We start from the raw sequence: 14757 nt of genomic DNA on the forward strand, positions 1-14757 counted from the left end.
AGGCGCCCAGGAAAAACTGGCCGGACTCCAGCGCGCCAAACCGCGCCACGTACTCGCTGGCATCGCGGCCCACGGAGGATTCGTAGTCCGAGGTGAAGGCATCCGGCGCTGTGCGCAGTGCCTCGTCCCGCAAAGCCTTGTAGGCCAATGCGTCTGCGGCAACCAGGGGGCGGATCTGCACCGCGCCAGCGTCCACCGGGGGGCGACTGTTCATGGGGTTGGCGCGCGGGTCAGGCCTGGGGCGCGCTGCTGTTTTCCAGCGCGTGCAGCTCGGCCAGCGTGTTGGCGTTGAAAAAGGCCTGGGGGTCGTCGCCCGGCCGGTCGAACGGCACGATGGCGCAGCGGTGCTGGCCGGTCCACGCGTCGATCTTGCGGCCACCGGCCTGGGTGAAGGCGACCAGGCTTTCCAGCAGGTCCACGCGCAGCAGGCAGAACACCGGCTGCGGGCGCACGGTGATCTGGCCCTTGCCGTCGTCTTCCGGGGCCGCGGCCATGGCAATGTCGGCGCCCTCGGCGCCCTCGGCGTCTGCCGCTGCCGCCAGGCGCTGGGCGAGGTCCAGCGGAAACAGCGGCGTGTCGCAGGGCACCGTGAGCAGCCAGGGGGTTTCGCAGCGCTCCAGCCCGGTCAGAAAGCCTGCCAGGGGTCCGGCGTAGTCGCTCAGCACGTCCGGCCACACCGGCGTGCCAAAGGCCTCGTAGGCCGCCAGATTGCGGTTGGCATTGACCATGGTGGCGCCGGTCTGCATCTGTAGCCGCATCAGCGTGTGCAAGGCCAGCGGCAGGCCGCGAAAGTTCTGCAGGCCTTTGTCCACCCCGCCCATGCGGGAGCCGCGGCCCCCTGCGAGGACCAGGCCGGTGATGTCTTGCTGATTGATCAATTGAAATCCTGTGGGCAAAGAGTCGTGTGCTGGATAGCCGGCGCTGTGCATGAGCGCAACGCTTTTTCTACAGAGCTGCTAGTGTGCTGTCCCGCAAATAGCTGCACGAAATGAAATCGATGGCATCGCGCCCAGGGCAAGGCGCAAACCGCAGTGATTGCCGTAGCTATCGCGAGGATTTACAACGCAGCCTTGGGGGTGAGGACGCGATTTCATGTGCAGTTATTTGCGGGACAGCACACTAGCCCCCGATGTAGCTCATCTCAACGCGGCGCGCACCCTGGCCGGTGTCGGCAGGCAGGCTGCTGCGCAGCTCGGAGTAGCGGTCGTTGCGCTGCTGCCAGATGGGGGCGATGGCCGAGGCAATCTCTGCATCGCTCGCGCCCCCGCGCAGCAGGCTGCGCAGGTCGTAGCCCTGGCTGGCAAACAGGCACAGGTAGAGCTTGCCTTCGGTGGACAGGCGTGCGCGGTTGCAGTCGTGGCAGAAGGCCTGGGTCACGCTGCTGATCACGCCCACCTCGCCCAGCGCGGGGTCGTGCCGGCCCTGGGCATCGGCATAGCCCCAGCGCTCGGCGGTTTCGCCGGGGCTGCTCGGGTCCAGCTGCACCAGCGGCAGTTCGGCACGCAGGCGCTCGATGAGTTCGGCAGAGGGCAGCACCTCGTCCATGCGCCAGCCGTTGGTGGCGCCCACGTCCATGTATTCGATGAAGCGCAGCGTGGTGCCGGTGCCCCGAAAGTGCCGCGCCATGGGCAATATCTCGTGGTCGTTGGTGCCGCGCTTGACCACCATGTTGACCTTGATGTGCGACAGGCCCGCCGCATGCGCAGCCTCGATGCCGGCCAGCACATCGGCCACCGGAAAGTCCACATCGTTCATGCGGCGAAAAATCGTGTCGTCCAGGCCGTCCAGGCTCACGGTCACGCGGTTCAGGCCGGCGTCTTTCAGTGCCTGGGCCTTGCGTGCGAGCAATGAACCGTTGGTAGTGAGCGTGAGGTCGGGCGCCACGCCATCCACGGTGCGCAGCTGGGCCAGTTGCGCCACCAGGTCCTCGAGGTTCTTGCGCAGCAGGGGCTCGCCGCCGGTCAGGCGGATCTTGCGCACGCCGTGCGCCAGAAACAGCCGCGCAAGCCGCGTGATTTCTTCAAAGCTCAGCAGCGCCCCGTGCGGCAGGTAGGGGTAGTCCTTGTCGAACACTTCCTTGGGCATGCAGTAGTTGCAGCGGAAGTTGCAACGGTCCGTCACGCTGATGCGCAGGTCGCGCAGCGGGCGGCCCCGCGTGTCGGTGAGTTGGCCCGTGGGGCTCACCAGCCGCGCTGGCACCGTGGCTGCCAGCGCGGCCAGGCGCTCATCGACCAGCGGAATCACGCGTTCAGACATGGGTGGGCTCGTTCAGCAGGACGGGAGGGCACATGCCCCGCATTTTCTCACTCCAGCCAGCGCACGTTCTGCAGGATCTCGTCAAAGAAGCTGCGCAGCGTCAAGGTGTTCATGCTGAACGGGTCGAAATCGGGGGTGCTGGAGTATTTGAGGAACAGCTGCCGGTTGGCGTCCAACGAGCCCAGGAGCCCCATGGACCAGCTGGTAAACCGGCGGTGCGGGATCTCGCCAAAGTCCAGCACGGCCGTGTCTTTGTGGCGCGTGTCCTTGAGCAGGCGGTGGTACAGCGCGTTGACCGCAGCACGGTCGCCTTCGAGCTGCTGCAGGAAGATGCCGTTGTTCAGGCACAGCGCACCAGTGATGCCCGCACGGGCATTGTTGCGCTGCGACGCTCCCAAGATGTCCTTGATGTCCGCAGGGCCGAGCACACGGGAGGTGCGGCTGGCATAGGTCAGTTGTATCAACATGTGTGTCTCCTGAACGGCGCAGTGTGTCAGGTTTGGTGCGCATCAGTGGGCCCGCCCGCCAATGACCCCGAAGATGGGTTCTGTGTCTCCGCAGGTGTGGGACCCGCGGACGGGGGATGTTTGATCTGGCGCAGGGCGTCGAAATGCTGCGTTGCAACAATACGGGCATCCGATTTCAGGGGGTTCCCATGCCAGTTCGCGAGCTATTGAACAGGTTCTCCGCCGACGCCATGCCATGCCAGCGCCGTGTGGCGGTGCAATGGGTGGCGGCGGGCATTCTGCTGCCTACCTGGGCCAATGGGGCCCAGGCACAGATGGGATTGTCGGGGGCCATCAACTATGCGGGCTGGTTCCGTGCACTGTCGCAACGCATGGCCAAGGCCTATTGCCAGCAGTACCTGCAGGTGCTGCCGGGCGCTGCGGTGGACGTGATGGGGCTGGCACGCAAGATGGTGCAGTCCGGCAGCAACGAGCTGGCCCGGGGCATGCAGTCAGGGCAATGGCCCGCCGATGTGGGGCGCCAACTGGCCGATGTGCAAAAGCAGTTTGCCCTGCTCAACCAGTTGACGGCAGCGCCGGCCACCCAGACCGCACTGGTCGTTGCGGCGTCCGAGCAGGCAGACCGCACGCTGCTGGTTGCGCAGACCGTGACCGAGTCCATCGAGAAGATGGCACAGGCCCCCAGCGCCCGCCTGGTCAACCTGGCGGGCCGCCAGCGCATGCTGTCGCAGCGCCTGGCCAAGAACTATTTTCTGAATGCGGCCAAGGTGGAGTCGAAGGTGGTGCAGGCGCAACTGGTGGCCGATGCGGCCGACTTCCGGCAGGCGCTGCAGACGCTGAAAGCAGCGCCGGTGTCCACGCCCGCCATCCGCAGCGAGCTGGAGCTGGCCGACTCGCAGTGGCTGTTCTTCGACTCAGCCCTGCGCCGCCCGGCCGATGACGCAGGGCTCAGTGCCGTGGCGACCACCAGCGAACGCCTGCTGGGCGTGATGGACAAGCTCACCAGCCTCTACGAGGCCGCCCTGCGCGAGGTGCTGGGCTGAGCCGCACCGCACGGCTGGGCGCAGCCGGTCAGTGGCCGGCACAGGCGGCAGGCAGCGTGAAGTCCGCCAAACGGCAATCGCGCCCCACCAGCACCAGCCGCGTGTCCAGCGCGTCGAAAAATCCCGGCGGCGGTGGCAGCGGCAAGTGCTGCACGCGCTTGTGCGCGTCGATGCGGACCGCCGCCAGCTCATAGTCGCGGGCCAGGGCCATCCACAGGCCGTGCGCGCCGGCAGACTGGCGTGCGCCGGTCATGAGGCTGCGGCCAGAGTCCAGCCACCAGCGGTAGATGGCGGTGGCAATGCCCATGCGCCGGTAGCCGTGCGCTACCTTGGTGTGGGGTGCGCGCAGGTGGCGGTCGGTGCGCCGGTCCACCTCCACCAGACGGTTGAACACGGTGTAGGCCACGATGCGGTTGCGCAGCGGGTCGATGGCGTACACAAAATATTCGCCATCGGCCTCGCGCAGGCGGAACACCAGCCCGCGCACATGCAGGGGCAGCGGCTGCATCGCATCGCGCGTGCGGTGGTTGGTGCGAATGCGGTCGTACAGCGCATCGAACTCGCGCTGGATGTCGCGGCCCGACAGGTCCACGTCGATGCGCAGTTCGGTCAGCCACCGGGCCCAGCGGCCCAGCAGGCCGTGGCTGGTCGATGGCTTGGTGGTTCCGGTGGTGGTGGCATGGCCGGGCAGGGGCAGGCAAAGGGCGCTGGCCATCATGGCGTGCTCCCCGTGCCCCCGGTCCAGCAGCCGCTCAACAGGCGTGCTGGTTGTTCGCGGGCGCACACCTGGGCGCTGTGGGGCCAGTCGGGCAAGGGCACATCCAGGCCCGCATACACGCCGTAGGCGTCGCCCGCGGCAATCGTTTCACCCGCCCAGAGGCTCTCGCCCGCACGGATGGCCCCGCCGGCGTGGATGTGACCACCGGCCCGCACACCCCAGCCCACCTGCAGGTGGCCCTTGCAGTCCACATCGCCCATGGCCCACACGCCCCGGGCGGCCTGCACGGCGGCATCGGCTTGCAGATGCCCGCCCACCTTGAGGCCGCCTTCGCAGCCCAGGTCGTCCGCCACGCGCAGATCCTGGGCCACCCGGCAGTGGCCGCCGATCTGGACGGCGGCGCCGCAGTCCAGCTCCCCGCCCACGCGCAGGCTGCCCGTGCATTGCAGCCGCTGAGCCACGGTCAGCGACCAGCCCGCGCGCACATCGCCCTGCAGCCGCGCGCTGCCCTCGCAGCGCACCGCGCCTGCCACGCGCAGGTCTTCGCCCACGCGCAGTGCACCGCCCACTCGCAGGCCGCCCAGCACGCTCAGGCTGCGGCCCGTGCGCAGCACACCTTCTACGTCGGCATGTCCCCGGCAGCGCACGCTGCCGGCAAACACCAGCGCGTCGGCCTCCAGGTGGTCCACCTCCAGCACATCGTTGGTGGGGCCGAACTGGTCCAGCATCCAGCAAGCGTCTTCGACGCGGCGTTCGCGCACCAGGTCGTCCAGCAACGCCTGGTAGTTGCTGGCGCCCTCCTGGCGGCGCAGGTACCAGCGGTAGCCGTCGGCGCAGGGCTGCTTGGCACGGATGAATTGCCGGGTGATGTCGGCGGCGGCTGCGTGGGCCACGGCCTGATCGGCAGAGCCCTCGCGCGCGAGCGCAGGGGCAGCAAGTGGGTGCGCGGGTGCGCACGGCGCGAGCGAAATTTCGCCCGAAGGAAACGGGGGCATGGACACTCCTGACGTCCGCGCCCCGGCCGTGGCCAAGGCGCAAGCTGGCGCTGGGCGTGGGGCCCGGCGACAGGAGGTGCGCGAAAAGAATGCGGAGGGGAGGGGGTGTCGCCGGGCTCAGGAATCTGCAGCGAGGGTGCAGAGAGCGCGGTCACCGGCCTGGAGCGTGGCCTGCGAGCGCGCGGCACGGCGCAGCGGCGCGGTGGCGCTGGCGGCTGTGGTGTGGGGCTGGCTCGCAAACATCGGCGGCACTATAGGCAGCAGGGCCTGCACCGTCAAATCAATCCGCACTGCCCTGGTGCGGATTGGGCCGCTCAAAAAGGGGCGTGGTGGCTGCTTCACAGAGCATGCCGCGACGCCTGTTTGTTTGCTTGCTGACTTAAACGCAGCGCCCGCCATCCACCTCAATGCACACGCCGCTGATGAACGACGCCTCTTCGCTCGCCAGGTACAGCGCGGCGTTGGCCACGTCCAGTGCGGTGGAGAAGCGGCCCAGCGGAATGGTGGCCAGGAACTTGGCGCGGCGCGCATCGTCCACCGGGCCGCCTGCAAACTCGGCTGCCAGGCCCGTGTCGGGGTTGAACACGGGGTTGATGCAGTTCACGCGGATGTTGTCGGGGCCCAGCTCGGCGGCCATGGACTTACTGGTGATGATCACGGCGCCCTTGGAGCCGTTGTACCAGGTCAGGCCCGGGCGGGGGCGCAGCCCGGCGGTGGAGGCGATGTTGATGATGCTGCCGCCGCCCGCCTGGCGCAGTGCGGGCACGGCGTGGATGGCCGAGAGGTAGATGCTCTTCATGTTGATGGCATAGACCTTGTCGAACTCTTCCTCGCTCACTTCGAGCATGGGGCGGTTGCGGTGCGTCCAGCCCGCGTTGTTCACCACCACGTCCAGGCGGCCGTACAGGCGCACGGCTTCGTCGACCATGGCCTTCACTTCGGCGGACTTCGTCACGTCGGCCTTGAAGAACGCTGCCGTGCCGCCCGCGGCCGTGATCTCGGCCACCACACGCTGGCCGCCCGCTTCGTTGATGTCATTGACGATGACCTTGCCGCCCTCGGCCGCCAGGCGTTTGGCAATGCCTTCGCCAATGCCATTGCCGGCGCCGGTGACGATGATGGATTTGTTCTGCACACGCATGGGTGTCTCCGATGGGTTGGGGTGATGTATCAAAATTGATAGCTACCAGCGCATATTCAAACAGCGCTAGCGCCCGATGGGGCTGAAATTTCAGTGGCCGAAACCGTATCGGCCGTAGAGGGAGCCGGGGCGGGTGCCTTGGGCTGCCGGCCATAGAACTGGGGGAAAAACTCTTTCACGCCTTGGCCATTGAAGTCCCATCCCGTGCACTGGCCCAGGTGGCGCGGCGGCTCGGCAGGATCGCTGGACGAAAACACCGCAGGCACTGACTGGAACGCTGCCGTGGCGAGGTTGAACAGCAGCTCGCGCAGGTGCGTGCAGCTTTCCACGCCGCCCAGGTGCTTCTGGATGGCCTGGCGCCAGCCGCGCGCCATGCTGCAGCCCACCATGCGCTGCAGCGCGGCCTGGGCCTCGGTGCAGCCCTTGAGCGGGTGCGAGTCCATCGCCACGTCCACCGCCTGCACCACCAGCTGGCGGTTCACGGTCACGCGCAGCCACATGTGGTGGATGGCTTCACCCGCCAGGCGCTGCTTGGTGGAGTCGCGAAAGGAGGTGGCGTCGTAGGCCTTGCTGTCGTGCAGCTCGCCTTCGATGTCCCACAGGCCATCGTCGCGTTCAAAGCCCTGGTAGTTCACCCGGCGGACATGTTTCAGGGTGCGGGGGGCGGGGGGACTCAGGGGCATGGAAAAAGAAAAATGGTCGTGCAGAAGCGGCCAAGGTTACTGGGGCCTGCCTGCGCTGTCGTGCGCAGGCGAGACACCCTGCAATGCCTCTTCAACCGTACTTGATGGCGACGGTCTTCAAGGTGGTGAAGCCGTACAGCGCCTCAAAGCCCTTTTCGCGCCCATAGCCGCTGGATTTGACGCCGCCAAACGGCAGCTCCACACCGCCGGCCGCGCCGTAGTTGTTGATGAACACCTGGCCGCTGTGCACACGCTTGGCCATGCGGAACTGGCGCGCACCATCGCGCGTCCAGATGCCGGCCACCAGGCCGAATTGCGTGGCGTTGGCCAGCTCCACCGCATGGTCCTCGTCCTGGAAGGCCATGGCCGACAGCACGGGGCCGAAGACTTCTTCCTGCGCCAGGCGATGGCCCACGGGCACATCGCGCAGCAAGGTGGGAGCCTGGTAGTAGCCGGTCTCGGGGGCTTCGTCCACCACCACGCCCTGGGCCACCATGGGGATGCCAGCCACTTGCGCGTCGGAGAGGAAGTCCCACACGCGCTGCTGCTGCGTCTGGCGGATCAGCGGGCCCACGTCCAGGTCCATGGCGGCGGGGCCGACGCGCAGCTTTTCAAACGCCTTGCCCAGGCGCTCCAGCAGGGGTTCGTAGATCAGCGAGTCGATCAACACGCGCGAGCCGGCCGAGCAGGTCTGCCCGGCGTTCTGCACGATGGCGTTGATGACCACGGGGATGGCGGCGTCCAGGTCGGCATCCGCAAAGATGATCTGCGGGCTTTTGCCACCCAGCTCCAGCGTCACGGGGCAGTGGCGCTCGGCAGCCACCTGCTGGATCAGCGTGCCGATCTTGGGGCTGCCGGTGAAGCTGATGTGGTCGATGCCGGGGTGGCGCGCCAGCGCGTCGCCCACCTCGTGGCCGTAGCCGGTGACGATATTCAAAGCTCCGGCTGGGAACCCCACCTCGGCTGCCAGCTGCGCCACGCGGATCAGCGACAGGCAGGCGTCTTCGGCCGGCTTGACCACGCACACATTGCCCGCCGCCAGGGCGCCGCCCACGCTGCGGCCAAAGATCTGCATGGGGTAGTTCCAGGGGATCACATGGCCCGTGACGCCGTGGGGCTCGCGCCAGGTCAGCACGCTGTAGCCGTCGGGGTAGGGGATGGTCTCGCCGTGGAACTTGTCGCACGCACCGGCGTAGAACTCGAAGTAGCGGGCCAGCGCAATGGCGTCGGCGCGTGCTTGCTTGGTGGGCTTGCCGCAGTCGCGCTGCTCCAGCGCCGTCAGCTCGTCCGCATGCTCCAGGATCTTGGCCGAAAGCTTTTGGAGCAGGCGGCCGCGCTCCACCGGGGCCAGCTTCTGCCACACCGCGTGGTAGCACTGGCGGGCTGCATGCACCGCCGCGTCGATGTCGTCGGCGTTGCTGCGCTGGATCTCGTCGAAGGGCTGGCCGTCGGACGGGTCGATCACGGGGATCGTGCGGCCCGAGGACGAGGGCACCGAGGCGTTGGCGATGTAGTTGAGTTGCATGGCCGCCATTTTGCCCGGAAATGGAATGTGTGCTTAGTATTTGTGTGAAAACACGCCGATGCGCTAGTGCAATATGCCTTGGTTGCTATCGATTTAATAGTAATCAGGCGCAGGCCCCCCGCAGGCCGGCCAGGTCCAGAATCTCCACCTCGCCGCGCTGCACGCGCACCAGCTGGCGCGACTCCAGGTCCTTGAGGATCTGGTTGGTGGTCTGGCGCGAGATCGCCAGCATCAGCGACAGCTGCTCTTGCGAGATCTCGATCACCCGGCGCGACTGCCCTTCGGCCGTCCACTGCCCGTAGCCCTCGGCCATCATCACCAGGCGCCGCGCCAGGCGCTGTGGGGCGGGCAGCAGCGCCAGCTCTTCCATCGCCACGAAGGCCGAGCGCAGCTTGTCGGTCATCAACAAGGCCAGCGCATGCCAGTGCTGCGGGTGGGCCTGCAGCCAGTGCTGCAGCCGCTCGTGCGGGATGTGCACCAGGGTGGTGGGTTCGGTGGCCTGTGCATCGTGGGTGCGGGCCGAGTTGTCAAACACCGAGATCTCGCCAAACCAGTGCGGCGGCTCCAGGCGGATCAACAGCGCCGCACGCGCCTCGTCGGCCCGCCCCCCGGTGCCCGAGATGCTGACCGCGCCGCGCACCACCGCATACAGGCCACAGGGCGCATCGCCGCGCCGGAACAGCACCTCGCCCGTCGGCAGATGGCGCAACTGCGCCATGGCAATCAGCGGCTGGGCAAAGTCGGGCGGCAGGTGGGCAAACCAGCGGCCAGTCTGGAGGACGGGTAAATAGGCAGAAGGGGTGGACATGGGATGCGAGTGAACGGGGCAGGAGGGCGGCGGGGTTTTGTCGTCTGCACGACAGACGCTGGCGCGGCCCGAGAGCGAGTATTGATGCTGCGCAAAACACATGCTGGAGACACCCATGAAAACCCTGATCGACCACCTCTCCCAATACGCCGACTACCACCGCGATCCGCGCAACATCCACACCCATTTTGTGGGCGTGCCGATGATCATGTTTGCCGTCGTCATCCTGCTGTCGCGCCCGACCTGGATGGTGGGGGCGGTGCCGGTAAGCCCTGCGCTGCTGGCTGCGCTGGCGGCCAGTGTTTTCTACTTCCGCCTGGACATGCGCTTTGGCCTGGCCATGGCCGCGCTGCTGGCGGCCATGCTGGGAGGCGGGCAATGGGTGGCCGCACAGACCCTGGCCATGTGGCTGGCCACGGGCATCGGCCTGTTTGCCGTGGGCTGGGTGATCCAGTTCGTGGGCCACTACTACGAAGGCCGCAAGCCCGCGTTTGTGGACGACCTGGTGGGCCTGATTGTGGGTCCGCTGTTTGTGGTGGCCGAATGGGCGTTTGCACTGGGCCTGCGCAAGGAAGTGCAGGCGGCGGTGGAAGAGCGCAGCGGCCCGGTGCGCTTGAGTACCGGGCAACAGGCTGCTGCCCACCCTCAGTAAGCTCTGCGCTCGCGCTCCGCCGCGTTTGCTGCTTGAGCGCCAGGGCGCAAAGGGCTTGACGGCCTCGCAAGGGCCAGCACGGCCCCTGCGCACACCGCACCCAGCGCCACCAATGCACACAGGTAAGGCAGCGCGGCGGACAGCGGCGCGCCCAGCTGGTTGAGCCGCAGCGACGCCTGCACGCCCGAGGTGCTGGGCAGCAGCCAGCGCAGCCACTGCAGCGGCTCGGGCAGCGCCTCCACCGGCCACGAGAAGCCTGCGACGAACGCGATGGGCAGTGTGGTGAACAGCAGCACCTGCAGCGCGCGTTCACGGTTGCCAAACCACAGGCCCAGCAACACACCCAGCGCCGCAATGGCCGGGATGTAGCAGGCCAGCAGCGCCAGTGCGCCCAGCGGGTTGCCGCCGCGCGGGTAGTCGTGCAGCACAAAGATCCAGCCAAAGTAGAACAGGCCGCTGGCCCAGCCCAGCGTGCACAGCGCCAGCAGGCGGCCCAGCCAGGTGGTGGCGCGGGCACGGTGCTGGCCGCTTTCCACCCAGGTGCCGGTGAGCATCGCAGCGCCCATCAGCAAGGTCTGCTGCAGTATGAGCAGCGCCACCGCAGGCACCACAAAGCTGCCGTAGCCCTCGGTGGGGTTGAACAGCGCCACCATCTGCAGTTGCACCGGCGCGCGGCTGGCGCGGGCCTGGGGGGCGCTCTGGCCGCTGGCCTGCAACTTGCGGATCTCGACCCCGGCAGACACGGTGCCGACGGCCTCTGCGAAACCGTATTGCACGGCCTTGTTCAGCAGCGCGTAGGCGCCGTTGGCCTCGATGCTGACCACGGCGTTTTCGCCGCGCACCACGCTGCGCTTGAGCCCGGCAGGGATCACCGCGTAGCCTTCGATCTCTCCGCGCCACAGGGCCTCCTGCGCCTCGCGTTCGCTGGCGGCGACAAGACGCACTTCAATGCGGGGGTCGGCGTCGGCAAAGCGGGTGATCTGGCGCGACAGGCTGGTGTGGTCCCTATCCACCACGGCCACGGGCACGCGGGTCAGCACCTCGTCGGCATAGAACCAGGGGTAGAAAAAACCGTAGAGCACAGGCGCTCCGACCAACAGCAACATCACGCCCTTGTCGCGCACCACGGTGGCCAGTGCTTGCAACCAGGCGCCCAGCAGGCCCTGGCGGGGTGGCGTCGTCACCGGCATGGGTTGCATCGGTGCGTTCATCAGCGGCCTCCCCACGTGTCGGGGCGCTGGTGCGCCAGCGTGAGTGCAGTGGCGCCCAGCAGCCACAGCACGGCAGTGGCGAGGATCAGCGCCACGACGGTCGATACGCTGGTAGCCACCGGTGCGCCCATTTGCAGCTGCTCGATCTGCAGGCGGATGTAGTGGGTGAACGGCATGGCTTCGGCCCACGCGCGTGCGCTGCCGGGCATGCCCGAAAGGGGAAACGCCACGCCGCTGAACGCAAATGCCGGTGCCGCAAAAAAGCCAGCGCCCGACAGCGCAGTGCGCAGCGACCGCGTGATGCCCGCCAGCGCAGCGCCTGCGGTGATCGACACCGCCACCAGCAGGGCCAGCGCCGCAGCCACCCACCACAGGTTGCCCGGCGGGTGCCAGCCCCGGCCCCAGGTGATGCCCACCAGCGCCAGCAGGCCCACCAGCGTGAGTGTTACCCAAGGCAGGGCGAGCTTGCCGACCAGCGCGCCCGCAGTGCGCACCCAGCCCCCTGCGCCCAGCCACTCGCCCAGCGTGCGGTCGCGCAGCTCGCGGCCCACCGTCCAGGCACCGGCCGTCATGGCCAGGATGTGCAGCAGCGCGGGGATCAGCGCCGCGCCCAGAAACTGCTCGTAGTTGCTGGACACATTGAACAGCGCCACCATCTGCGTGTGGATGGGCTCCATGCTCACGTGCACGGCCTGGGCGCTTTCGCCGCGTTTGTTGCGCGCGGCCATCTCGACACCGGCCGACAAGGTGCCCACGGCCGTGCGCACATCGCGCTGCAGCAGGCCCGAGTGGGTGGACATCTGCGCGTTGTGCAGCAGCGTGACCTGCGCGGCGCGGCCTTCCTTCACGGTGCGCGCAAAGTCGCGCGGGATGGAAACCGCGGCGTACACGTCCACCGCGCGCAGCGCGCGTTCGGCTTCGGCCGCGTTGGTGAAGTGCTGGGTGATCTGCACGCCCGGTGTGGCGTCCAGCATGCGCACCAGCTGGCGCGACAGGCTGGAGTGGTCGTCATCCACCACGCCCACCGCCAGGTGGCGCGGCAGGCCGGCCGAGAAGATCCACCACAGCAGCGCCACGCCCAGCAGCGGCACCCAGGTGACCATGGCCAGGTCCCACGGATCGGCCGCCAGGCGGCGGGCTTCGCGGCGAAGGCTGTTTGCTATTGAATTCATAGCTTTATGCGCTTGTAAGATAAGCGCTGGAGGCACTTTTTTGGATCGGTTTTCCGTCGCGCTCCAGTCCCGTCGCGGAATTCGGAACAGGCGCAGCCCGGCGAGGGCAGCCGAGCAAGGGCCGCCCCGCAGCGAGGGCTGCGTCCCCCTGCCCGCAACGCATAGCGTTGCGAGAGCGGGGGGAAGCGCCGAAGGCGCTCAGGGGGGTGTCGCATTTCAGTTCACCAGCACCGTCATGCCGGGGCGTGCGCCTTCGATGGGGGCCGCCGGGCGCGCGCGCACTTCAAACGTGCGAGCGTCAAAGCCCTGGCCCGCGCGTGTGGCGCGCCAGGTGGCAAAGTCGGGCAGCGCAGCCGTGTGGTAGACCTTGAACTTCACGGTTTTGCCGCCCAGCGCGGGCAGCGTGGCGTCGAACTCGTTGCCGATGGCAAAGCGCTGTAGACGGTCTTCGCGCACATTCAGCACCACCCACTGGTCCTTCAGGTCCACCACCGTGACCACGGCCACGCCCTGCGGCGACAGCTCGCCCGTGCGGGCCAGCACCTTGGCCACTTCGCCGGCGACGGGGCTCTTGAGCTCGGTCTCGGCCTGGGCCGCCTGCACCTCCGCCACCACGCCCGCCACCTGGCGCGCCTGGGCGCTGGCGGCGGATCGGTCTTCGCTGCGGGCACCAGCGCGGGCCAGGTCGTACTGGGCCTTGGCGGCCAGCGCCTGGTCGCGCGAGGCCTTGAAGTTGGCCTCGGCCTCGTCGCGTTTTTGCGCCGCCACCAGGCCCTCGCGGGCCAGGCCGTCCACGCGCTTGAAGGACGATTCGGCCAGGTCGGCAGCGGCCACGGCGCGCTGCCAGTTCAGGCGGGCCATTTCAATCTCTTGCGGGCGCGCGCCGTGCTGGGCCTTGTCGGCCACGGCCTGGGCAGCCTCTTGGGCGGCGGTCGCCTGCGCCAGCTTGGCTTTCACCTCGGGGCTGTCCATGCGGATCAGCGGGGCGCCCACGGCGATCTGGTCGCCTTCCTTCACCAGGATCTGCGCGATGCGCGCGGTGACCTTGGGGGCGATGTCGGCCTCTTGCGCTTCGATCTGGCCCTGGAACACCTCGGGTGCAGGCTGCGAGGCCTTCCACAGGCCAAAGCCCACAAAGCCTGCCACGGCCACAAAGGCCACCGTGCCGATCACGGCCGCCTTTTTGCTGTTGTTCTTGCTCATGTTCGTTCCACCTTTACTCATTCCACCCGCACCGCATCAGCGCGCGCCATGTATTTGCCAAAGTCTTCCGACAGGCCGCAGGCCTCCAGCAGATCGGCCAGCGCCTTCACGTAGTCGTGGGCGGCCTGCGCACGTTCGGTCTGGGCCTTGGCCTGGTTGACCTGGGCGTCGATCAGGTCCAGCGTGGTGCTGGTGCCCGCCTTCAGGCCGGAAATGCGCAGGCGCAGCACTTCGTCGGCCAGCTCCAGACCCGGCTGCAGCGCAAAGTAGGCGCGGCGCGCCTGCTCCAGGGCCTGCCAGCGCTTTTCCACCAGCAGGGCAATGTCGTTCTGCGCCTGTGCGCCGGTGCGCTCAGCCTGCTCGATCTGGCGGTTGGATGACTCGGCCAGTGCGTTGCGGTCGATGGAGTCCCACAGCGTCCAGCGCACGCCCACGCCAGCCACCCAGTCGGCGTCGCGGCCGGTCTTGAGCTGGCGCTGGCCAAATGCGAACACCTGGGGCTTGCGCAGTGCCTCCTGGGCGGCATGCAGTTGCGTGGCTTGTTCTTTCTTGGCGGCAACTTTGTCCAAACCTGGGTGGTGGGCCAAGGCGGTGTCGATGAAGTGGGGCAGGGGCTCGACCGGCTGGCTCAGCACAAACAGGGGGCTGGTGGGCGTCACAGGGTCGGACGCCTTGAGGGTGCGGGTCAGCGCCGTGGCGGCCAGCTCGGCATCGTCGCGGGCCTTGCGCGCGTTGCGGCGGGCCTCTTCCAGCGCGGAGCGGGCCTGCAGGCGTTCGACGCGTGCGATCACGCCGGCGTCCAGCATCTTCTGCGCGGCGGCGTCGTGCTGTTCGATGGTCGCCAGTGCCGATTCGCGCAGCACGGCAGCGCGCTGCGCCAGCT

At 67.9% G+C, this 14757-nt stretch carries 15 protein-coding genes and 1 pseudogene; 2 read left to right on the forward strand and 14 right to left on the reverse strand.

Annotated elements, in window-relative coordinates:
- The 4 genes and pseudogenes from DBR23_RS31240 to DBR23_RS19915 all read right to left on the reverse strand — a co-directional run.
- Positions 1-214 (reverse strand): annotated as a pseudogene (locus DBR23_RS31240) (N-acetyltransferase); the annotation flags it as partial.
- A 16-nt stretch (positions 215-230) separates the two neighbouring features.
- Positions 231-878 (reverse strand): molybdenum cofactor guanylyltransferase MobA, encoded by a 648-nt coding sequence (gene mobA, locus DBR23_RS19905; protein WP_108499356.1) that lies wholly within the window; start codon positions 876-878, stop codon positions 231-233.
- Between the two features lie 241 nt (positions 879-1119).
- A complete protein-coding gene (gene moaA, locus DBR23_RS19910; protein WP_108499346.1) occupies positions 1120-2256 on the reverse strand; it encodes a GTP 3',8-cyclase MoaA in 1137 nt (378 codons plus the stop codon).
- 47 nt (positions 2257-2303) lie between these two features.
- The gene (locus DBR23_RS19915; RefSeq protein WP_056067298.1) at positions 2304-2723 is read right to left on the reverse strand and encodes a BLUF domain-containing protein; all 420 of its coding nucleotides are present in this window, start codon (positions 2721-2723) and stop codon (positions 2304-2306) included.
- Between the two features lie 188 nt (positions 2724-2911).
- Here DBR23_RS19915 and DBR23_RS19920 point away from each other — a divergent pair, with 188 nt between their 5' ends.
- Positions 2912-3766, forward strand: a complete 855-nt coding sequence (locus DBR23_RS19920; RefSeq protein WP_225581148.1) for a type IV pili methyl-accepting chemotaxis transducer N-terminal domain-containing protein — start codon at positions 2912-2914, stop codon at positions 3764-3766.
- 28 nt (positions 3767-3794) lie between these two features.
- Here the strand turns inward: DBR23_RS19920 and DBR23_RS19925 are convergent, their stop codons facing one another.
- The 6 genes from DBR23_RS19925 to DBR23_RS19950 form a co-directional block, all read right to left on the reverse strand.
- A complete protein-coding gene (locus DBR23_RS19925) occupies positions 3795-4484 on the reverse strand; it encodes a hypothetical protein (RefSeq protein WP_108499348.1) in 690 nt (229 codons plus the stop codon).
- Complete coding sequence (locus tag DBR23_RS19930; RefSeq protein WP_108499349.1) at positions 4481-5479, reverse strand: hypothetical protein; 999 nt, start codon at positions 5477-5479, stop codon at positions 4481-4483. Before DBR23_RS19930 ends, DBR23_RS19925 begins: the two co-directional genes overlap by 4 nt.
- Positions 5480-5858: 379 nt before the next feature.
- Positions 5859-6620 carry an SDR family oxidoreductase gene (locus DBR23_RS19935; RefSeq protein ID WP_015013621.1) on the reverse strand — a complete coding sequence of 254 codons (762 nt, stop codon included), beginning with the start codon at positions 6618-6620 and terminating at the stop codon, positions 5859-5861.
- 56 nt (positions 6621-6676) lie between these two features.
- Positions 6677-7303 (reverse strand): DUF2889 domain-containing protein, encoded by a 627-nt coding sequence (locus DBR23_RS19940; protein WP_108499350.1) that lies wholly within the window; start codon positions 7301-7303, stop codon positions 6677-6679.
- Positions 7304-7394: 91 nt separating this feature from the next.
- Positions 7395-8828: an aldehyde dehydrogenase family protein gene (locus DBR23_RS19945; protein ID WP_056067777.1), complete on the reverse strand. Its 1434-nt coding sequence runs from the start codon at positions 8826-8828 to the stop codon at positions 7395-7397.
- Between the two features lie 103 nt (positions 8829-8931).
- The gene (locus tag DBR23_RS19950; protein ID WP_108499351.1) at positions 8932-9636 is read right to left on the reverse strand and encodes a Crp/Fnr family transcriptional regulator; all 705 of its coding nucleotides are present in this window, start codon (positions 9634-9636) and stop codon (positions 8932-8934) included.
- Between the two features lie 115 nt (positions 9637-9751).
- Here DBR23_RS19950 and DBR23_RS19955 point away from each other — a divergent pair, with 115 nt between their 5' ends.
- Complete coding sequence (locus tag DBR23_RS19955) at positions 9752-10288, forward strand: DUF962 domain-containing protein (RefSeq protein WP_108499352.1); 537 nt, start codon at positions 9752-9754, stop codon at positions 10286-10288.
- On the opposite strand, the gene DBR23_RS19960 is transcribed toward DBR23_RS19955, so the two are convergent.
- From DBR23_RS19960 to DBR23_RS19980, 4 genes are all read right to left on the reverse strand, one after another.
- Entirely contained in the window at positions 10282-11499 is a 1218-nt protein-coding gene (locus DBR23_RS19960) for an ABC transporter permease (protein ID WP_199227754.1), read from the reverse strand. The two genes, DBR23_RS19955 and DBR23_RS19960, sit on opposite strands and share 7 nt — an antisense overlap.
- Entirely contained in the window at positions 11499-12671 is a 1173-nt protein-coding gene (locus DBR23_RS19965; protein WP_108499353.1) for an ABC transporter permease, read from the reverse strand. Before DBR23_RS19965 ends, DBR23_RS19960 begins: the two co-directional genes overlap by 1 nt.
- Before the next feature lie 216 nt (positions 12672-12887).
- Positions 12888-13874, reverse strand: a complete 987-nt coding sequence (locus DBR23_RS19975; protein WP_108499354.1) for an HlyD family secretion protein — start codon at positions 13872-13874, stop codon at positions 12888-12890.
- A gap of 17 nt (positions 13875-13891) precedes the next feature.
- Positions 13892-14757 (reverse strand): TolC family protein (locus DBR23_RS19980; protein WP_146191381.1); only part of this gene is annotated, 866 nt, incomplete at its 5' end.

Origin of the sequence: Acidovorax sp. HMWF018, assembly GCF_003061035.1 — a bacterium.
Taxonomy (GTDB): Bacteria; Pseudomonadota; Gammaproteobacteria; order Burkholderiales; family Burkholderiaceae_C; genus Acidovorax; species Acidovorax delafieldii.